The sequence below is a fragment of the Pseudomonas sp. NPDC087336 genome, from assembly GCF_044744285.1.
Taxonomy (GTDB): domain Bacteria; phylum Pseudomonadota; class Gammaproteobacteria; order Pseudomonadales; family Pseudomonadaceae; genus Aquipseudomonas.
On sequence record NZ_JBIUYA010000058.1, the window covers coordinates 1 to 19728 of the forward strand.

21 protein-coding genes are annotated in these 19728 nt (G+C 61.2%); 3 read left to right on the forward strand and 18 right to left on the reverse strand.

Going from position 1 to position 19728, the window contains the following annotated elements:
• Positions 1 to 183: 183 nt before the first annotated feature.
• The gene (locus ACIO0C_RS30405; RefSeq protein WP_401318092.1) at positions 184 to 1221 is read left to right on the forward strand and encodes an NADP-dependent oxidoreductase; all 1038 of its coding nucleotides are present in this window, start codon (positions 184 to 186) and stop codon (positions 1219 to 1221) included.
• Between the two features lie 62 nt (positions 1222 to 1283).
• On the forward strand, positions 1284 to 1886 hold the full coding sequence (gene recR / locus ACIO0C_RS30410) for a recombination mediator RecR (protein ID WP_008057867.1): 603 nt from the start codon (positions 1284 to 1286) through the stop codon (positions 1884 to 1886).
• 50 nt (positions 1887 to 1936) lie between these two features.
• Here the strand turns inward: recR and ACIO0C_RS30415 are convergent, their stop codons facing one another.
• From ACIO0C_RS30415 to ccoN (ACIO0C_RS30495), 17 genes are all read right to left on the reverse strand, one after another.
• Positions 1937 to 2485 carry an adenine phosphoribosyltransferase gene (locus ACIO0C_RS30415; protein WP_401318095.1) on the reverse strand — a complete coding sequence of 183 codons (549 nt, stop codon included), beginning with the start codon at positions 2483 to 2485 and terminating at the stop codon, positions 1937 to 1939.
• A gap of 77 nt (positions 2486 to 2562) precedes the next feature.
• On the reverse strand, positions 2563 to 3297 hold the full coding sequence (gene fnr / locus ACIO0C_RS30420; protein WP_401318098.1) for a fumarate/nitrate reduction transcriptional regulator Fnr: 735 nt from the start codon (positions 3295 to 3297) through the stop codon (positions 2563 to 2565).
• 92 nt (positions 3298 to 3389) lie between these two features.
• Positions 3390 to 4772, reverse strand: a complete 1383-nt coding sequence (gene hemN, locus ACIO0C_RS30425) for an oxygen-independent coproporphyrinogen III oxidase (RefSeq protein ID WP_401318132.1) — start codon at positions 4770 to 4772, stop codon at positions 3390 to 3392.
• Between the two features lie 216 nt (positions 4773 to 4988).
• Entirely contained in the window at positions 4989 to 5672 is a 684-nt protein-coding gene (locus ACIO0C_RS30430; protein ID WP_401318100.1) for a sulfite exporter TauE/SafE family protein, read from the reverse strand.
• A complete protein-coding gene (gene ccoS / locus ACIO0C_RS30435; RefSeq protein WP_401318103.1) occupies positions 5665 to 5883 on the reverse strand; it encodes a cbb3-type cytochrome oxidase assembly protein CcoS in 219 nt (72 codons plus the stop codon). Before ccoS ends, ACIO0C_RS30430 begins: the two co-directional genes overlap by 8 nt.
• A 22-nt stretch (positions 5884 to 5905) precedes the next feature.
• The gene (locus ACIO0C_RS30440; protein ID WP_401318106.1) at positions 5906 to 8356 is read right to left on the reverse strand and encodes a heavy metal translocating P-type ATPase; all 2451 of its coding nucleotides are present in this window, start codon (positions 8354 to 8356) and stop codon (positions 5906 to 5908) included.
• A gap of 153 nt (positions 8357 to 8509) precedes the next feature.
• Positions 8510 to 9049: a FixH family protein gene (locus ACIO0C_RS30445; RefSeq protein ID WP_401318109.1), complete on the reverse strand. Its 540-nt coding sequence runs from the start codon at positions 9047 to 9049 to the stop codon at positions 8510 to 8512.
• Positions 9050 to 9060: 11 nt separating this feature from the next.
• Positions 9061 to 10476, reverse strand: a complete 1416-nt coding sequence (gene ccoG / locus ACIO0C_RS30450; RefSeq protein ID WP_401318111.1) for a cytochrome c oxidase accessory protein CcoG — start codon at positions 10474 to 10476, stop codon at positions 9061 to 9063.
• A gap of 269 nt (positions 10477 to 10745) precedes the next feature.
• Positions 10746 to 10967: a hypothetical protein gene (locus ACIO0C_RS30455; RefSeq protein WP_401318114.1), complete on the reverse strand. Its 222-nt coding sequence runs from the start codon at positions 10965 to 10967 to the stop codon at positions 10746 to 10748.
• Between the two features lie 206 nt (positions 10968 to 11173).
• Positions 11174 to 12157, reverse strand: a complete 984-nt coding sequence (ccoP, locus tag ACIO0C_RS30460; RefSeq protein WP_401318116.1) for a cytochrome-c oxidase, cbb3-type subunit III — start codon at positions 12155 to 12157, stop codon at positions 11174 to 11176.
• A complete protein-coding gene (locus ACIO0C_RS30465; protein ID WP_003175465.1) occupies positions 12154 to 12339 on the reverse strand; it encodes a CcoQ/FixQ family Cbb3-type cytochrome c oxidase assembly chaperone in 186 nt (61 codons plus the stop codon). The genes ccoP (ACIO0C_RS30460) and ACIO0C_RS30465 overlap by 4 nt, the downstream gene beginning before the upstream one ends.
• A 5-nt stretch (positions 12340 to 12344) precedes the next feature.
• Positions 12345 to 12953, reverse strand: coding sequence for a cytochrome-c oxidase, cbb3-type subunit II (ccoO, locus tag ACIO0C_RS30470; protein WP_401318119.1), 609 nt, complete (start codon positions 12951 to 12953; stop codon positions 12345 to 12347).
• Complete coding sequence (gene ccoN / locus ACIO0C_RS30475; protein WP_008057893.1) at positions 12953 to 14395, reverse strand: cytochrome-c oxidase, cbb3-type subunit I; 1443 nt, start codon at positions 14393 to 14395, stop codon at positions 12953 to 12955. Before ccoN (ACIO0C_RS30475) ends, ccoO (ACIO0C_RS30470) begins: the two co-directional genes overlap by 1 nt.
• A gap of 481 nt (positions 14396 to 14876) precedes the next feature.
• Positions 14877 to 15830, reverse strand: a complete 954-nt coding sequence (gene ccoP, locus ACIO0C_RS30480) for a cytochrome-c oxidase, cbb3-type subunit III (RefSeq protein ID WP_401318121.1) — start codon at positions 15828 to 15830, stop codon at positions 14877 to 14879.
• Positions 15827 to 16024, reverse strand: a complete 198-nt coding sequence (locus tag ACIO0C_RS30485; RefSeq protein WP_401318124.1) for a cbb3-type cytochrome oxidase subunit 3 — start codon at positions 16022 to 16024, stop codon at positions 15827 to 15829. Before ACIO0C_RS30485 ends, ccoP (ACIO0C_RS30480) begins: the two co-directional genes overlap by 4 nt.
• 3 nt (positions 16025 to 16027) lie before the next feature.
• Complete coding sequence (gene ccoO / locus ACIO0C_RS30490) at positions 16028 to 16636, reverse strand: cytochrome-c oxidase, cbb3-type subunit II (RefSeq protein ID WP_008057899.1); 609 nt, start codon at positions 16634 to 16636, stop codon at positions 16028 to 16030.
• Positions 16637 to 16646: 10 nt separating this feature from the next.
• Positions 16647 to 18071 (reverse strand): cytochrome-c oxidase, cbb3-type subunit I, encoded by a 1425-nt coding sequence (ccoN, locus tag ACIO0C_RS30495; RefSeq protein ID WP_401318126.1) that lies wholly within the window; start codon positions 18069 to 18071, stop codon positions 16647 to 16649.
• A 77-nt stretch (positions 18072 to 18148) separates the two neighbouring features.
• Between ccoN (ACIO0C_RS30495) and ACIO0C_RS30500 the strand changes: the two genes are divergently transcribed.
• Positions 18149 to 18835: an alpha/beta family hydrolase gene (locus ACIO0C_RS30500; protein ID WP_401318128.1), complete on the forward strand. Its 687-nt coding sequence runs from the start codon at positions 18149 to 18151 to the stop codon at positions 18833 to 18835.
• 66 nt (positions 18836 to 18901) lie between these two features.
• Here ACIO0C_RS30500 and ACIO0C_RS30505 read toward each other — a convergent pair whose 3' ends face one another.
• A complete protein-coding gene (locus ACIO0C_RS30505) occupies positions 18902 to 19360 on the reverse strand; it encodes a hypothetical protein (RefSeq protein ID WP_401318130.1) in 459 nt (152 codons plus the stop codon).
• Between the last annotated feature and the right edge of the window lie 368 nt (positions 19361 to 19728).

A 19728-nucleotide genomic window follows, 5' to 3' on the forward strand; every position in this document is an offset into this window, starting at 1 on the left:
GTCTGATTATGGCTGATGATCGCCAACAGCAAGGGGGAGCAAGCTCCCCCTTTGGTTTTTATCGGACACTAGTGACGCAGAGCGTGGGAACGATCCTGTGCCAGGAATAAACATCGAACGCCATACCGCCACCAAGGTCTGCTCCCTATACCGCCGAATTCATCGATCACAGGAGACGCTGAGATGTCCGACCCCATGACCCTCAACCAACGTATCGTCCTGGCCTCGCGCCCTGTCGGCGCACCGACGCCGGAGAATTTCCGGATGGAGCGGGTCGCGCTACCCGATCTGGCCGAGGGTCAGGTGCTGCTCAAGACTCTCTATTTGTCACTGGACCCCTACATGCGTGGGCGCATGAGTGACGCGCCGTCTTATGCCGCACCGGTGGAAATCGGCGAAGTGATGACCGGTGGTGCTGTCAGCCGGGTTGAGCGTTCGTTGCATCCCAAGTTCCACGAAGGCGACCTGGTGGTTGGCGCCACGGGGTGGCAGAGCCACAGCATCAACGACGGTCGCAGCATCATTCCGGTGCCGTCGGGGTTGCCCAGCCCCTCCATGGCCCTGGGTGTGCTCGGCATGCCGGGCATGACCGCCTACATGGGCTTGATGGACATCGGCCAGCCAAAAGAAGGCGAGACCCTGGTGGTGGCGGCGGCCTCGGGCGCCGTGGGTTCGGTGGTGGGCCAGGTGGCGAAAATCAAGGGCCTGCGGGTGGTCGGCGTGGCCGGAGGGGCGGAAAAATGTCGTTATGTCACTGAGGAACTGGGCTTCGATGCCTGCATCGACCACAAGAGCCCGGACTTCGTCGACGAGCTGGCGAAGGCGTGTCCCAAGGGCATCGATATCTATTACGAAAATGTCGGCGGCAAGGTGTTCGACGCCGTGGTGCCGTTGCTCAACCCCAAGGCGCGGATTCCGCTCTGTGGCCTGATTGCTTCCTACAACGCCAGCGAGGCACCGAGCGGCCCGGATCGCCTGCCGCAATTGCAGCGCACGTTGTTGACCAAGCGTGTGCGAATCCAGGGCTTTATCGTGTTCGACGACTACGGTGACCGTCAGCCAGAATTCATCAGCGCGATGGCGCCGTGGGTGCGTGATGGCAAGGTGAAGTTTCGCGAAGACGTGGTCGATGGCCTGGAGCAGGCGCCCGAGGCATTCATCGGGCTGCTGGAAGGTCGCAACTTTGGCAAACTGGTGGTGCGGGTCGCACCCAACGACTAATTGACGCTCAACAGAGGCGCGGGTATAAACCGCGTCTCGTTGTTATCGTCGGACTTTTCCCCATGAGCTTCAGCCCTTTGATTCGCCAACTGATCGACGCCCTGCGAGTTTTGCCAGGTGTGGGTCAGAAAACCGCCCAGCGCATGGCGTTGCAGTTGCTCGAGCGTGATCGCAGTGGCGGCTCGCGCCTGGCACTGGCCCTGAACCAGGCCATGGATGGGGTCGGTCACTGCCGTCAGTGCCGCACGCTGACCGAAGACGACCTCTGCCCGCAATGCGCCGATACCCGCCGCGACGACACCTTGCTGTGCGTGGTGGAAGGGCCGATGGATGTCTACGCCGTGGAACAGACCGGTTTCCGTGGCCGCTACTTCGTGCTCAAGGGCCATCTGTCGCCGCTCGACGGGCTGGGGCCGGAGGCGATCGGCATTCCGCAATTGATGGCGCGGATCGAGGAGGCGGGCACGTTTACTGAAGTCATCCTCGCCACCAACCCGACCGTGGAAGGTGAAGCGACCGCGCACTACATCGCCCAGTTGCTCAGCAGCAAAGGCCTGATCGCTTCGCGCATCGCCCATGGCGTGCCGCTGGGCGGCGAGCTGGAGTTGGTGGATGGCGGGACGCTGGCGCATTCGTTTGCGGGGCGTAAGCCGATTTCTCTCTAAAGATATGCGGCGGCCCGACTTGCCCGCGAAGGCGTCAGTGCAGACGCCGCTTACTTATCGCTCAATGCAAATTGCGTCAGGCAAAAAGTAGGAATCCCCATGTCTTCCAGGCGCTGCGAACCACCCAGCTCCGGCAAATCGATGATCGCCGCCGCTTCATGCACCCGCGCACCCATGCGGCGAATCAGGTTCGCCGCCGCAATCAGGGTACCGCCGGTGGCGATCAGGTCATCGAACATCACCACCGAATCGCCTTCGCACAGGCTGTCGGCGTGCACTTCAAGAAACGCTTCGCCGTACTCGGTCGCATAGGCTTCGGCCAGAACGTCGGCCGGCAACTTGCCTTGCTTGCGAAACAGCACCAGCGGCTTGTTCAACTGATAAGCCAGCACCGAGCCGATCAGGAAACCCCGGGCATCCATGGCGCCAATGTGGGTGAAGTCCGCCTCGACATAGCGGTGGGCGAAACTGTCCATTACCAGGCGCAGGGCCGTGGGCGACTGGAAGAGCGGGGTGATGTCGCGAAAGATCACGCCGGGCTTCGGAAAGTCGATCACGGGGCGGATGAGGGATTTGATGTCGAAGGAGTCGAAGACCATCGAAGGTGTCCTGGCAGGCTGCAAACGACGCAGTATAACGGCGGCTGAACCGTTTCGCTCAGCCGCGATCTGCCGAATCAGCCTTCGAGGGAGCCACCGGCCAGGGCGCACAGCTGGATCGGGTCGAGGATGCGGATTTCCTTGCCCTCGGCGGCGATCAGTTCGTTCTGCTGGAAGCGCGTGAACACCCGCGACACGGTTTCCACCGCCAGGCCCAGATAGTTGCCGATTTCGTTGCGCGACATGCTCAGGCGGAACTGATTGGCCGAGAAGCCCCTGGCACGGAAGCGCGCCGACAGGTTGACCAGGAAGGTGGCGATGCGTTCGTCGGCGGTCTTTTTCGACAGCAGCAGCATCATCTGCTGATCGTCACGGATCTCGCGGCTCATCACGCGCATCAGCTGACGGCGCAGTTGCGGCAGCTGCAGGGCCAGTTCGTCGAGGCGTTCAAAGGGGATTTCACACACCGAGGTGGTTTCCAGCGCTTGCGCCGACACCGGGTGTTTTTCGGTGTCCATGCCCGACAGCCCGACCAGCTCGCTCGGCAAATGGAAGCCGGTGAGCTGTTCTTCGCCGGCATCGCTCAGGTTGAAGGTCTTCAGGGCGCCGGAGCGCACGGCGTAGACTGAGTCGAACTTGTCGCCCTGGCGGAACAGAAGCTCACCCTTTTTCAGCGGGCGGCCACGTTTGACGATTTCGTCCAGCGCATCCATATCTTCCAGATTCAGAGAAAGTGGCAAACACAGCGGGGCCAGACTGCAATCCTTGCAATGGGCCTGATTGTGAGCGCGCAGTTTTACTGGCTCAGACATTTCTTCAATCCTTGTGGGAAAACACACATAAGACGTAAGGGTAACCCACTGCAGGACGTTGATGCCAGCACGCGGCGGATTTGCCGCAGGGTTTAGATCACTCGGGAAAACCGTTGGCGACTGTGTTGTTCAAGGTAGGCGTCAAACACCATGCACACCGAGCGAACCAGCAAGCGACCTGCCGGCAACACATTGATGCTTTCGCTGGTCAGCTCAATCAGGCCATCCTTGGCCATGCCCTGCAGTTGTGGCCAAAGTTCGCCGAAATAGCCTTGAAAATCGATGTTGAAGGCCTGTTCGATCTGGGCGAACTCCAGGCTGAAATTGCAGATCAGCTGCTGGATCACCGCGCGGCGCAGACGGTCATCGGCGTTGCACGACAGGCCGCGGCTGGTCGCTAATTGCGCAGAGGCCAAGGTGTTCTGGTATTGGTTCAGATCGCTGCTGTTCTGGCAGTACAAATCACCGATCTGGCTGATCGCTGATACGCCCAGCCCGATCAAATCGCAATGGCCGTGGGTGGTGTAGCCCTGGAAGTTGCGTTGCAGGGTCGATTCCTCCTGGGCAATTGCCAATTCATCGTCGGGTAGCGCGAAGTGGTCCATGCCGATATAGCGGTAACCGGCGGCGGTCAGTTGCTCGATGGTGCGCTGCAGCATCTGCAGTTTTAGCGCCGGGGTCGGTAGCTCGTTGATATTGATCCGCCGTTGCGGCATGAAGCGGTCCGGCAGGTGCGCATAGTTGAACACCGAGAGGCGGTCCGGTTGCAGGCTGATGACTTCGTCAACGGTGCGGGCAAAGTTTTCCGGGGTCTGTTTGGGCAGCCCGTAGATCAGGTCGATGTTGATCGAGCGAAACTGCAGGGTCCGGGCGGCGTCGATCACCGCGCGGGTTTCTTCCAGGCTCTGCAGGCGATTGACCGCGCGCTGCACGGCCGGGTCAAGGTCTTGCAGGCCGATGCTGACCCGATTGAAACCCAGTTCGCGCAGCAGGCCCATGGTCGACCAGTCGGCTTCGCGAGGGTCGATTTCGATGCCGTAGTCACCGCTATCGTCATCGAGCAAATTGAAGTGCTTGCGCAGGTGCGCCATTAACTGACGCAGTTCGTCGTGGTTGAGAAAAGTTGGTGTGCCGCCGCCGAAATGCAGTTGCTCGACTTTTTGCGCGGGGTCCAGGTGGCAGGCGACCAGCTGGATTTCCTGCTCCAGGCGCTGCAGGTAGGGCAGCGCCCGGCCGCGATCCTTGGTGATCACCTTGTTGCAGGCGCAGTAGTAGCAAATGTTCGCGCAAAACGGCACGTGCACGTACAGCGACAACGGGCGCACAGCCTTGCGGCTGTCGCGCAGGGCATGCAGCAGGTCGAACGGGCTGATCTGGCTGTGGAATTGCACGGCGGTTGGGTAGGAGGTGTAGCGCGGTCCCGCCAGGTCATAACGGCGGATCAGATCGGTGTCCCAACGAATGGCGTCGAGCATCATGCGGGCATTCCCCCGGATAGGCTGGCAGTGTGGGCCAGTCTAGGGGGTGGGGCGTTTGGGGATCTTGATTTGCGTCAAGGGTGGATAATTGTGTTGTTTGTACGGGCTCCAGCGCGGGCAAGCCCGCTCCCACAAATCTTGAGTGAGCACAGGATTGTGGTTCAACGCTGATCCTGTGGGAGCGGGCTTGCCCGCGATGGGCGCGCCGCCGATCTAGTGCCCCATCAACCAATGCTGATGCGGCCCCGGCAAGGTCCAGATCCCAAACAGCATCACCAACAACCCACCCGCCATGCGCACGCTGCGTTTGCGCAACAGCGCCGTCACCCGTTCAGCCGCCAATCCCGTGGCGAGCAAAACCGGCCACGTACCTAGCCCGAACGCCAGCATCAGCAACGCACTGTCCAACGCATTACCCTGGCTGGCCGACCACAGCAAGGTGCTGTAGACCAGACCGCACGGCAGCCAGCCCCAAAGCCCGCCCAACAACAGCGCGCGAGGCAGGTTCGACACCGGCAGCAGTCGGTTGGCCACCGGCTGGATATGCCGCCACAGGCCGCGACCGAGGCTTTCGATGCGCGTCAGGCCGCTCCACCAGCCGGCCAGGTACAGGCCCATGGCGATCAGCAGCAGGCCGGCGAGCACGCGCATGAACATGGCCGCCGGGCTGTTGGCCACCGCCCAGCCGGCCAGGCCGATCAAAAGGCCGGCGGCGGCATAGCTGAGGATGCGCCCCAGGTTGTAGGCCAGCAGCAGGCGAAAGCGCCGGCTGCGCTGTTCCTTGGGGATGGCCAGCGTCAATGCGCCCATCAAGCCGCCGCACATACCCAGGCAATGACCGCCACCGAGTAAACCGAGGATGACCGCCGACACCAGCAGCGGCGCCAATTCAAGCATGGGGCGGCGCCTTGTCGTCGGGTTTGGGCGGTTGGCCGCTGGCCTCGTCGACCGCCGCGGTGTGGTTCGGGTCCTGGTCGTCGAACAGGATGCTGTGGGCCGGGCTGTCGAGGTCGTCGTACTGACCGCTGTCGACTGCCCAGAAGAAGATGTAGACAGCGATGGCCACGATCAACAGCGCGGCCGGAATCATCACATAGAGAGCTGGCATCTTGACTCCATGCCCGCGCGGCTCAGGCCGGCAGCGGGCGGGTTTCTGGCGTGGTGCGTGCAGCCGGCGCGCTCGGCAGGCGAGTCAGGCGCAGGGCGTTGAGCACCACGGTCAACGAACTGAGCGACATGCCAACCGCGGCCCACACCGGCGTGATCCAGCCGAGGGCGGCGAACGGCAACATGAGGCCATTGTACAGCGCAGCCCACAGCAAGTTCTCGATGATCACTCGACGGGTGCGCCGCGCCAGGTTGAAGGCTTGCACCAGGGCATCGAGGCGGTTGGACAGGAGCACGGCGTCGGCGCTGGTTTTCGCAAGGTCAGTGGCCGAGCCCATGGCCACGCTGATGTCGGCGGCGGCCAGTACCGGCACATCGTTGACCCCGTCACCGAGCATCAACACCTTGCGCCCTTCCTTGTGCAGTTGTTGCAGGACTTGCAGCTTGTCGTCTGGACGCAAGCCGCCACGGGCTTCATCGATGCCCAATTCGGCCGCGACATTGGCGACCATCGGCGAGCTGTCGCCGGACAGTAACAAGGTGCGCCAGCCGCGGGCCTTGCAGGCCGCCAGCACGGCAGGGGCGTCGGCGCGCAAGCGGTCATCGAGCACGAACCAGGCCAGCGGTCCTTGTTGATCGCCGAGCAGGAGCCATTGCCCAGGTTCATCGGGCATCGATGGCACCGCCGCGCCGCTGAGTTCGCAAACAAAACCGGGCTGCCCGATACGCAGGCGCTGTTCGCTAACCAGTCCTTCAAGGCCAAGCCCTGGCGTGCTGTGCACTTCCTCGGCGGCCAGCGGCGCGCGGCCAAAAGCGCGGGCAATCGGGTGTTCGGAGCGGTTTTCCAGCGCGGCGGCGAGACTCAGGCATTGATCGCTGCCAAGGGCGCCGAGGGGGCGGATCGAGCGCAGCGCCAGGCGGCCTTCGGTGAGGGTGCCGGTCTTGTCGAAGATCACCGTGTCGATCTGGTTCAGGCCTTCCAACACATGGCCGCGGGTCAGCAGCAGGCCGAGCTTGTGCAAGGTGCCGGTGGCGGCGGTCAGCGCGGTCGGCGTGGCCAGGGACAGGGCGCACGGGCAGGTCGCGACGAGCATCGCCAGTACAATCCAGAAGGCGCGTGACGGGTCCAGTTCCCACCACAACAGTCCAATACAGGCGCAGGCGATCAGTGTCAGCAACAGGAACCATTGCGCCGCGCGGTCGGCGATTTCCGCCAGGCGGGGTTTTTCCGCCTGGGCACGATCCAGCAGACGGACAATGGCCGAGAGACGGGTGTCATGACCGAGGGCCAGGACTTCGACGGTTAACGGGCCCTCCACGTTCAGGGTCCCGGCGGTGACGGCGTCACCCGGCGTGCGTGGCTGCGGCAGGTATTCGCCGGTCAGCAGTGATTCGTCGATGCTCGACTGGCCGTCGAGGATTTTGCCATCGGCCGGGAGGATCGCCCCCGGATGCACCAGCACTTGATCGCCAACCCGCAGTTCGCTCAGCAGGATGCGCTCGCTCTGGCCGTCGGCGCCCAGGCGCAGGCAGGAAGCGGGGAGCAGGTTGACCAGTTGCGCGGTCGCGGCGGCGGTGCGTTCCCGGGCTCGTCGTTCCAGGTAACGCCCGGCCAACAGAAACAGGGCGAACATGCCGACGGCATCGAAATACAGCTCGCCGACGCCGGTGATCGAGGTCCAGATCCCGGCGATGTAGGCACTGCCGATGGCCAGCGACACCGAAACGTCCATGGTCAGGTGGCGCGTGCGCAGATCGCGCATGGCGCCCTTGAAGAACGGCGCACAACTGTAGAAAACGATCGGTGTGGTCAGGAATAGCGCGACCCAGCGCAGGATGGCGTGTAGCTCGGGGCTGAGGTCGATGTTGAATTCCGGCCAGGTGGCCATGGTCGCCATCATCGCCTGGAACCACAGTAGCCCGGCTACGCCGAGCTGGCGCAGGGCCAGGCGGTTTTCGCTGGCCAGTTGTTCGCTGGCGCGGTCCGCCTGGTAGGGGTGGGCAGCGTAGCCGATGTGGCGCAGCTCGGCGAGCACCCGGCTCAGCGGCAATTGCCCGTCGGCCCAGCGCACGTGCAGGCGATGGTTGGAGAGGTTCAGGCGCGCTTCGGCAACGGCGGGCAAGGTGCGCAGGTGTTTCTCGATCAGCCAGCCGCAGGCGGCGCAACTGATGCCTTCCATCAGCAGCGTGGTTTCGGCCAGTTCGCCTTCGTGGCGAACGAAGGGTTGCTGCACGTCGGCGCGGTCGTACAGCGCCAGTTCGTCGACCAATTGCACGGGTAGCGCTTCGGGATTGGCCGAGGCTTCGCTGCGATGCTGGTAATAGCTTTGCAGCCCGCCTGCGACAATGGCTTCGGCCACGGCCTGGCATCCCGGGCAGCAGAATTCCCGTGACTCCCCGAGCACGACGGCGGTGAAGCGGCTGCCGGAGGGGACGGGCAGGGCGCAGTGGTAGCAGGGGGTTGGGGTGGTCATGAGGTTTTCATTAATGCCGCGGGTTCTCTGTTGCCGGATAGGGCCTCTTCGCGGGCAAGCCCGCTCCCACATGGTTTTGTATTGATCGCAAAATCGAACAACACCGCCAATCACTGTGGGAGCTGGCTTGCCAGCGATGCGCGAAGCGCGGCTTTATTTCTTCAGGTCTTCCGCGCCTTGCAGCGGCTCATCACCCAGCAGCAGCTCTTTGTCGTGGTTGACCAGTTCTTCCTCGAACATGCGCCAGATGTGGTCGTCCTGGCTGCCCAGCAATTCGATAAAGCGCCGGCCTTCGATCTTGTCGTTCAACTGGCCGATGTAGCGGCCCTGTTCGGTGTCGCTGCGGGTGAGGGTGATCTTGCGATCTTTCTCCGGTTGCGTCGGCGAGATCAGGTTCAGCTCAAGCGTTGCAGGCTGGCTATTGCCGCTCAGGCGCAGGTCGACTTCACCGGTCACGTCATCCAGATGAATGCTGGCGCGCATCAGCAGGGTCTGCGCCAGCAGTTCACGGTCCAGGGAACGGTTGATGCCTTTGCCAGCTTCGTAGTAGTTGTCGTTGACCAGGTTGTCCGGGTTCTTCACCGCAATAGTCACCATGGACAAGGTCAAGGTCACCGAGCAAGCCAGGATCCCGATGATGATCCACGGCCAAAGGTGCTTGTACCAGGGACTTGCGGCAGTTGCTGCGGACATGATCACTTCTCTCAACGATTTTGTGGGCCGATGAATCGGCTCTTGGCTTCAACGTGGATGCTGGCGTCATCGGCGTCCTTGAGGATGAATTTCACCTCATTGGTGCTCGATGGCAATTGTTCCGGGGCCACGGACAGTTCGACCGGCTGGCTGATGATGTCGCCGGCCGCGACCTTGATCTCGCGCCGGCCCTGCAGCTTGAGGTCCGGCAAGCCGCTGGCCTCGAGCAAATAGGTGTGGTCGCGCTGGTCCTTGTTCATGACCTTCAGGCTGTAGACGTTCTCGATCCGGCCTTCGGCGTTCTCACGGTACAGCACGCGGTCCTTGCTGACGTCGAAACCGACCAGCGAACGCATGAAGAACGCGGTCACCAGCACCCCGATCATCGCCATCAGCACCACGGCATAGCCGATCAGGCGCGGGCGCAGTTTATGGGTTTTCTGCCCGGACAGGTTGTGCTCGGTGGTGTAGCTGATCAGGCCGCGCGGGTACTCCATCTTGTCCATGATGGCGTCGCAGGCATCGATGCACGCCGCGCAGCCAATGCACTCGATCTGCAGGCCGTCGCGGATGTCGATGCCGGTCGGGCAGACCTGGACGCACATGGTGCAGTCGATGCAGTCGCCCAGGCCCTGGGCCTTGTAGTCGATGCCTTTCTTGCGCGGGCCACGGCTTTCGCCACGGCGCGGGTCGTAGGAGACGATCAGCGTGTCCTTGTCGAACATCACGCTCTGGAAGCGCGCGTACGGACACATGTAGATGCACACCTGCTCACGCAGCCAGCCGGCGTTGCCGTAGGTGGCGAGCGTGAAGAAACCGACCCAGAAATACGACCAGCCATCCGCTTCTCCGGTGAAGAAGTCGATGGTCAATTCGCGAATCGGCGAGAAGTAGCCGACGAAGGTCATGCCGGTGACGAAACCGATCAACAGCCACAGGCTGTGCTTGCTGAATTTGCGCAGGAACTTGTTGGCGCTCATCGGCGCCTTGTCGAGTTTGATGCGCTGGTTGCGGTCACCTTCGGTGATCTTTTCGCACCACATGAAGATCCAGGTCCAGACGCTCTGCGGGCAGGTGTAGCCGCACCAGACCCGGCCGGCGTACACCGTGATGAAGAACAGGCCGAAGGCGGCGATGATCAGCATGCCGGACAGCAGGATGAAATCCTGTGGCCAGAAGGTGGCACCGAAAATGAAGAATTTGCGCTCCGGCAAATTCCACCAGACGGCCTGGTGCCCGCCCCAGTTGAGCCACACCGTGCCGAAATACAACAGGAACAGGAAAGCGCCGCCCGCCATACGCAAGTTGCGAAACAGGCCGGTGAAGGCGCGGGTGTAGATTTTTTCCCTGGAGGCGTAGAGGTCGACGCTGTTGTTCGCGTTCTTGTTGGGTGGGGTGACGTCGTGTACCGGAATCTGGTTGCTCATCATTGCATCCCACGGCAGTGGAAAAATGCCTCGGTCAGTACGTGCCGACCGCGGTCAAAAAGAGGTGTTGCAGTGGCGCAATGATACGCCTGTCGCTCTAGCTCAAGGGTGCGACCTTTGGTCGCGTTGGGGAAAAAACCCGAATGGTGTAGCGAATGTAACAAAACATGATGCAGGTCAATTGACTATAGCTCAACGCTATTGCACCGCCGCGCTGTGGGCCTGGCTTCGGAGCGCAGCGGATATCCGCCGCGCTCACGGGTTACGGCTTAAGGCAGGTTACCTTGCCCCAGGCTGTCGAGCCCGCTGCCCTTGCCGCCGTTGCCCTTGCCACCGCTGGGTGCAGCGAAGTTGGCACGACGCTGCGCAGTGTTCTCGGGGGCTTCGCCCTCGGTGGTGACGAGCTCAGCGGTCGGAACGATTTCTACTTTTGTAGGCTCAGGCAGTACCGGACCCCTACAGTCGTCAACGATGTGTTCTTGATCAGACATGGTATGCATTCCTTGGGTAATGACGTTTGACTTCCTTGTCCTGGCCAACCCGCCTCGAGCCGGTTGCCAGGTCAGTCGACGTTACCCCTGACCGGCGCGCAATCCCATCGAATATAGGTTTCAGATTATGAAACAGGCGCCCAAAACAAAACGGCCCCGCCAATTCTCATTGGCGGGGCCGTTTTTTATCGCGTCAGGCGTGTGCCTTACTGGGCGTCCGCCACTGGAGCCTTCTCGCCATGAGACAGGCTGTAGACGTAGGCGGCCAGCAGGTGAACCTTGTCGTTGCCCTGCATTTGCTCTTGCGCAGGCATCTGGCCCTGACGGCCGTAACGGATGGTCTGCTGCAGTTGAGCGAAGCTCGAGCCGTAGATGAACGCGGCCGGGTGGGTCAGGTCGGGTGCACCCATGGCCGGGGTGCCTTTGCCTGCCGGACCGTGGCATGCCACGCAGTTGGCCGCGAACAGCTTGCCCCCGGCAACCGGGTCAGCCTTGGTGCCTTCCGGCAGCTTGCGGCCATCGAGGTTGGTCAGGACGAAAGCGGCAACGTCCGCCACGCCTTGCTCGCCGATCACTTCGGCCCAGGCCGGCATCACCGCGTGGCGACCGCCCATGATGGTGGCCTTGATGGTTTCCGCTTCGCCGCCCCAGCGCCAGTCGGCGTCGGTAAGGTTAGGGAAGCCGTAGGCACCCTTGGCGTCGGAACCGTGGCAGACCGAGCAGTTGGAGGCGAACAGGCGGCCGCCCATTTTCAGCGCTTGTGGATCCTTGGCTACCTCTTCGATCGGCATGGAAGCGAACTTGGCGAAGATCGGACCGAACTTGGCGTCTGACCGGGCCATTTCCTTTTCCCATTCGTGAACGCCGGTCCAGCCGGTCTGGCCGTTGGCGAACGCGGTCTGCTTCTCGTTATCGAGGTAGTTGTAGCCCGGCAGCAGGCCTTTCCAGTTGCCCAGGCCCGGGTACAGCACCAGGTAACCCAGGGCGAAGATGATGGTGCCCACGAACAGCATGAACCACCATTTCGGCAGGGGGTTGTCGTACTCCTCGATCCCGTCGAAGGAGTGGCCAACCGTCTCTTCGGTCGACTCGGTGCGCTGGCCCTTACGGGTCGACAGCAGCAGCCAGGTCAGGGAAAAGATCGTACCGAGACTGAGGACTGTGACATACAGACTCCAGAATGTAGTCATTCTTTGTTACTCCTAGAAGCTTGCTCGACGTGCTTGATGGCTTCGGGATCATCCGCAAAAGGCAGCAAGGTCGCGTCTTCGAACTCCGACTTGCGCTTGGGGCTGAATACCCACAACGCCAGACCGATGAAGGCCACCATCACGACAACGGTGCCCAGGCCACGAATCATCCCGATATCCATTTAGATCACCGTTTGCTTTTGATGATGGTGCCCAGGCCTTGCAGATAGGCCACCAGCGCGTCCATTTCGGTTTTGCCCTTCACGGCATCCTGTGCACCGGCGATGTCTTCGTCGGTGTAAGGGACGCCGAGCGCGCGCAACACTTCCATTTTCTTGGCGGTGTCTTTGCCGTCGAGCTTGTTTTCCACGAGGAACGGGTAGGCCGGCATTTTCGACTCAGGCACCACGTTGCGCGGGTTGTACAAGTGCGCACGCTGCCAGTCATCGGAGTAACGACCGCCGACGCGGGCCAGGTCCGGACCGGTACGCTTGGAACCCCACAGGAACGGGTGGTCCCACACGCTTTCACCGGCGACCGAGTAGTGGCCGTAACGTTCGGTTTCAGCACGGAACGGGCGGATCATCTGCGAGTGGCAGCTGACACAACCGTTGGCGATGTAGACGTCCCGGCCTTCCAGTTCAAGGGCAGGGCGGGGCTTCATGCCCTCGACCGGCTTGTTGGTGACGTCCTGGAAAAACAGCGGAACGATCTGGGTCAGGCCGCCGACACTGACGGCGATAACCATGAAGAAGGCCAGCAGGCCAATATTCTTCTCGACTGCTTCATGCTTCATCAGTGAGCTCCAACTACGGCAATCTGTTCGGCGGCTTTGGCTTCAGCCGGGTTCGAGGCGCGTACGGTGCGCCATACGTTGTAGGCCATGAACAGCATGCCGGCGGCGAAGAACGCACCGCCCAGGGCGCGGACGATGAAGCCCGGGTGGCTGGCTTGCAGCGCTTCGACGAACGAGTAGGTGAGGGTGCCGTCATCGTTGATTGCACGCCACATCAGGCCCTGGGTAATGCCGTTGACCCACATCGAGGCGATGTACAGCACGGTACCGATGGTCGCGAGCCAGAAGTGCGTGTTGATCAGGCCGATGCTGTGCATCTGCGCGCGGCCGAACAGTTTCGGGATCATGTGGTAGATCGCGCCGATCGAGATCATCGCTACCCAGCCGAGTGCGCCGGCGTGTACGTGGCCGATGGTCCAGTCGGTGTAGTGCGACAGCGAGTTGACGGTCTTGATCGCCATCATCGGACCTTCGAAGGTCGACATGCCGTAGAACGCCAGGGAGACGACCAGGAATCGCAGGATCGGGTCGGTGCGCAGCTTATGCCAGGCGCCCGACAGGGTCATCATGCCGTTGATCATGCCGCCCCAGCTCGGAGCCAGCAGGATGATCGACATGGCCATGCCCAGCGATTGGGCCCAGTCCGGCAGTGCGGTGTAGTGCAGGTGGTGCGGACCGGCCCAGATGTACAGGGTGATCAGTGCCCAGAAGTGCACGATGGACAGGCGATAGGAGTAGATCGGACGCTCGGCCTGTTTCGGCACGAAGTAGTACATCATCCCCAAAAAGCCCGTGGTCAGGAAGAAACCTACGGCGTTGTGGCCGTACCACCACTGGATCATCGCGTCGGTCGCGCCCGAGTAGGCCGAGTAGGACTTGAACAGGCTGACCGGCAGCGACATGTGGTTGACGATGTGCAGCATCGCGGTCACGACGATGAAGGCACCGTAGAACCAGTTGCCCACATAGATGTGCTTGGTCTTGCGCTTGACGATGGTGCCGAAGAACACCAGGCCGTAGGTGACCCAGACAATGGCCAGCAGAATAGCCAGCGGCCATTCCAGCTCAGCGTATTCCTTGGTGGTGGTGTAACCCAGCGGCAAGGTAACGATGGCGCCGACGATCACCGCTTGCCAACCCCAGAAGGTGAAGGCCGCGAGGCTGTCGGAAATCAGTCGCGTTTGGCAGGTTCGCTGCACGACGTAATAGGAAGTGGCAAACAGTGCACAACCACCGAAGGCGAAAATCACCAGGTTGGTGTGCAACGGGCGCAGACGTCCAAAGCTCGTCCACGGCAGACCGAAGTTCAACTCCGGCCAGACCAGTTGCGAGGCGATGAAGACACCGAGCCCCATGCCAAGGATCCCCCAGACCACCGTCATGATGGCGAACTGGCGGACTACCTTATAGTTATAAGCAGTCGGACTGATTGCTGTGCTCATTCTAAGGTTCCACGGTTTGGGTGTTTTATTAGGATTAAAAATCGGCCGCAAGTATGGAGAAAGCAAGGGGTCATTGCAACGCGCCATGACCTGGGTCAATGCGTTCAAATGCTGATTCTGCGGCCTTTCCATGCGCCGCGTAAGGACAAAAATGGCCTCGGACAAAATGTCGCAGTGAACGGAAAAAGCGAGAGGGTTCAGATCACTTGTAACGGGGTGTGTTGAAAACGCCTGATCGGCGACCGACGGCATTTGGCACGACAGCCGGTGTCTACCGGCCTTTGCGGCCTGTCAGTCAGCCGATGGGGCGAACACATCGCGCAAGGATGACCTGGAACCGGCACGGGCCAGTCCGCATCGATCAAGCGTAGACCCGAATCCGGGGATTCGAAAGGTGAGGTTGGGCGGGGTGCGACAATGGGTCGCAAAGGGACGGGGAACTGCCGCATCCGAAAGAATGCGGCAGCGCGGGTGTTGCGAACTATTGCTTTTTGCTTTCGACTTGCAGGTTTTCTGTATTCAGTCCTTGCGACAGGCTGTACACATAAGCTGCTAGCAATTGTATTTTGTCGTTGCCGAGCAACTCATTCTGCGCCGGCATGTGGCCTTGGCGACCGTGGCGGATGGTTTGCTCGAGCTGGGTCAGGCTGGTGCCGTAGATGAAGCCGGCCGGGTGCGTCAGGTTTGGCGCGCCCATGGCTGCGGTGCCTTGGCCGCTGGCGCCGTGACAGGCGGTGCAGGTGGTGCTGAAGGCTTGCTGTCCGGCTTGCAGATCGGCCTTGTTGTCCGCCGGCAGTGGCAGCCCGGCCAGTTCGTGGCGTAAATAGGCGGCCACGTTTTTCACCCCCGCTTCGCCCAGCACTTCGCCCCAGGCCGGCATGGCCGCCATGCGTCCACCCAGGATAGTGGTCTTGATGGTGTCGGCATCGCCGCCCCAGCGCCAGTCACTGTCCGCCAGGTTGGGGAAGCCGAACGCACCCTTGGCATCCGAGCCGTGGCACACCGAGCAGTTGGAGGCGAACAGCCGCCCACCCATTTTCAGTGCTTGCGGGTCCTTGGCCACTTCTTCCACCGGCATGGCGGCGAACTTGGCGAAGATCGGCCCGAACCTGGCGTCGGCCCTGTCCATCTCCTTTTCCCATTCGTGCACGCCGGTCCAGCCGTTTTCATAGCCGGGCAGGAGGCCTTTCCAGTTGCCCAGGCCGGGATAGAGGATCAGATAGCCGACGGCAAACACCAGGGTAGCGGCGAACAGCATGAACCACCATTGCGGCAACGGGTTGTCGTACTCCTCGATGCCGTCGAAGCTGTGGCCCATGGTCTGGTCGACGCTGCCCTTGGTTTCGCCCTTGCGGGTGCCGATCAGCAGCCAGGTCAGGCCGATCAGGCTGCCGATGGTCAGTACGCAGATCCACGTACTCCAGAAAGTGGTCATGGCCGGGTGCTCCTTGTGGCGGATTCTTCGGGGGTCTCGGCTTGTGGCTCATCGGCGAACGGCAGCAGGCGCGCTTCGGCAAATTGCGGGCTGCGCTTGGCGTTGAATACCCACAGCGTCAGGCCGACGAAGGCCACGAACACCACGACGGTGCCCAGGCCGCGGATCATTCCAGTACTCATTTCAACCACCATGGCTCACCTCTTGCTCTTGATCGCAGTGCCGAGCACTTGCAGGTAGGCGACCAGCGCGTCCATTTCGCTCTTGCCCTTGAGCGAAGCGACGGCGCCGCTGATGTCCTCGTCGGTGTATGGCACGCCCAGGGTGCGCATGGTCTTGAGCTTGGTTTCGGTGTGGCCGCTGTCGACCGGATTGGCCACCAGCCACGGGTAGGCCGGCATCTTCGATTCCGGCACCACGTTGCGCGGGTTGTACAGGTGCGCGCGGTGCCAGTCATCGGAGTAGCGCGCGCCCACCCGGGCCAGGTCAGGACCAGTGCGTTTCGAACCCCAGAGGAACGGGTGATCCCACACGCTTTCACCGGCCACCGAATAGTGCCCGTAGCGTTCGGTCTCGGCGCGAAACGGGCGGATCATCTGCGAGTGGCAACCGACACAGCCTTCGCGGATATAGATGTCGCGACCTTCCAGTTGCAGTGCGGTGTAGGGCTTCATGCCTTCCACCGGTTTGTTGGTCACGTCCTGGAAGAACAGCGGGACGATCTGGGTCAGGCCGCCGACGCTCACGGCGAGGATCATCAACAGCAGCAACAGGCCGACGTTTTTCTCGATTGTTTCGTGTTTCATGGCGGACTCCTCAGGCCATCTGCGCGGCAGCGACGACGTCAGCAGGCTGCGAGGCCCGCACGGTGCGCCAGGTGTTGTAGGCCATCAGCAACATGCCGCTGAGGAAAATCGCCCCGCCCACCAGCCGCACGACGAAGCCCGGATGGCTGGCCACCAGGGTCTCGACGAAGGAGTAGGTCAGCGTGCCGTCCGCGTTCACCGCACGCCACATCAGGCCTTGGGCGATGCCGTTGACCCACATCGAGGCGATGTACAGCACGGTGCCGATGGTCGCGAGCCAGAAGTGCGCGTTGATCAGGCCGATGCTGTGCATCTGCTCGCGTCCGAAGACTTTCGGGATCATGTGGTACAGCGCGCCGATGGAGATCATCGCCACCCAGCCGAGCGCGCCGGCGTGTACGTGGCCGATGGTCCAGTCGGTGTAGTGGGAGAGGGCGTTGACGGTCTTGATCGCCATCATCGGCCCTTCGAAGGTCGACATGCCGTAGAACGCCAGCGACACCACGAGGAAACGCAGGATCGGGTCGCTGCGTAACTTATGCCAGGCGCCCGACAGGGTCATCATGCCGTTGATCATGCCGCCCCAGCTCGGCGCCAACAGGATCAGCGACATCACCATGCCCAGCGATTGCGCCCAGTCCGGCAAGGCGGTGTAGTGCAGGTGGTGGGGACCGGCCCAGATGTACAGGGTGATCAGCGCCCAGAAGTGCACGATCGACAGGCGATAGGAATACACCGGACGCTCAGCCTGTTTCGGCACGAAGTAGTACATCATCCCGAGGAAGCCGGCGGTGAGGAAAAAGCCTACGGCGTTGTGCCCGTACCACCACTGCACCATCGCGTCGGTGGCACCGGCGTAGAGCGAGTAGGACTTGGTGAAGCTGACCGGCAGTTCCATGTTGTTGACGATGTGCAGGATCGCTACGGTGACGATGAAGCCACCGAAGAACCAGTTACCGACATAGATGTGCTTGGTCTTGCGCTGCATGATCGTGCCGAAGAACACGATGGCGTAGGCGACCCAGACGATGGTGATCAGGATGTCGATCGGCCATTCCAGCTCGGCGTATTCCTTGGAACTGGTGTAGCCCAATGGCAGGCTGATCGCCGCCAGGACAATCACCAGTTGCCAGCCCCAGAAGCAGAACGCGGCGATTTTCGGTGCAAACAGCTGGGCCTGGCAGGTGCGTTGCACTGAATAGAACGAACTGGCGAACAGGGCGCAGCCACCGAAGGCGAAGATCACCGCGTTGGTGTGCAGCGGGCGCAGGCGGCCGAAGCTGGTCCAGGGCAAATTGAAGTTGAGCTCGGGCCAAACCAATTGGGCCGCGAGAAAAACCCCGAGCCCCATGCCGACGATGCCCCACACCACCGTCATAATGGCGAATTGGCGGACCACCTTATAGTTGTAGGCGGTACTGATAGAAGTGTTCATGGTTCCCCATCCACGGTTCAGTCGAAGCAAAGCGGCGCTTCGGCTGGAGTTATAGGCAGACTAAAAGCGAGGCAAGCATGGACAAACAGCACAAGGCCGGTATTGACGGGGATCAATGGGCGCAGTGCGTGCGTGAACATGGATGGTTGTGGGATGCGGCTTCGGGCAAGGCCTCGGCAACCCTGATCCTGGCCCATGGCGCCGGTGCGCCGATGGACAGCGACTGGATGAATGACATGACCGCACGCCTTGTGGCACAAGGCGTCAACGTGTTGCGCTTTGAATTTGCGTACATGGCCCAGCGGCGAGTCGATGGCGGCAAACGCCCGCCCAATCCGATGCCAAAGCTGTTGGAGTGCTGGCGCGAGGTGTATGACCAGGTGCGACGTCATGTCACCGGGCCGCTGGCCATTGGCGGCAAGTCCATGGGCGGACGAGTCGCCAGCATGCTTGCCGATGAGTTGGGTGCCGATGCGTCGGTGTGCCTGGGTTATCCGTTTTATGCCGTGGGAAAACCGGAAAAACCGCGCGTGGAGCATCTGGCGGCGTTGAAGACACGCACGTTGATCGTGCAGGGCGAGCGGGATGCCTTGGGCAATCGCGAAGCGATCGAGGGCTACGCGCTGTCACCGAGTATTGAGGTGTTTTGGCTGGTGGCGGGGGATCATGATTTGAAGCCGTTGAAGGCGTCGGGGTTTAGCCATGAGCAGCATCTGGCGTTGGCTGCAAAGCGCGTTGCGGATTTTGTTCGCGCTGTCAGCTGAAGATTGTGAGTTTGAAATGAGTTTTTAGAAAGGCGGGCACAGGGGTGCCACGCCTTCATCACTAGGTCAGGGGATTTTACGTTCGAAATAGAACTCGCCTCTGGGCGATTGATGAATGCCCAGGAAGACTGTCTCGAAATAACCCTCGCTTTGTCCGGTTTTCGGGTCGAGTTTGATATGGACCGTTGCTGAATGCGCAGGGGTGATGCCGAGCTGTCCATCCCCGGTTGAAAAAGCATGATCAAAGGTCAATCGATCTGTACCGAGGGTGAAACTGCGGTCTATGACTTCATCGTCTATATAGGGGATGGAGAAGTCATAAAAACGGATGTCGTTGGTGTCATGAGAGCCGGTCCAACCCTCCCATACCCAGTGAAGCTTGCCTGAGATCGACTCCCATAGGTATGCGTATGCATGACTTGCCACGATGAATTCACCTACGGCGTTGTAACGCCATTTGAAGATGTCATTGGTTTCGAGAGTGTGATCTTTATGTAGGGTTTTTAGCCTGCGCTCGATGCTCATTGTGAAAATCCCATTCCTTGAGGTTGATGGATGAAGGCGTTGCCTTCGGAGGCCAATCTAAGCTCAATGGGAATGGTGGGTAACTGTTATAAGTGACAGTTGCGAAGCCTGTTAACCTGTTTTAAATGCATGCAGCCCCGGTAGGCACTGACTTGTCGGGCGGCATCGCAGCGAAGGCACCCAATCATCGGTGGTGATCTTAACCTTCGCGCAAACATTTCCCACCGCCACCGCAGACTCCTCCTCTAGCGAGTCCGCGTCGCCCGCCGCACCCTGATCGTTCCCACGCTCTGCGTCACTAGTGTCCGGTAAACATGTTTCATAGCTGAAGGCTGCCTTGGGCAGCCTTCAGCTTTTCTCGCTTTTGC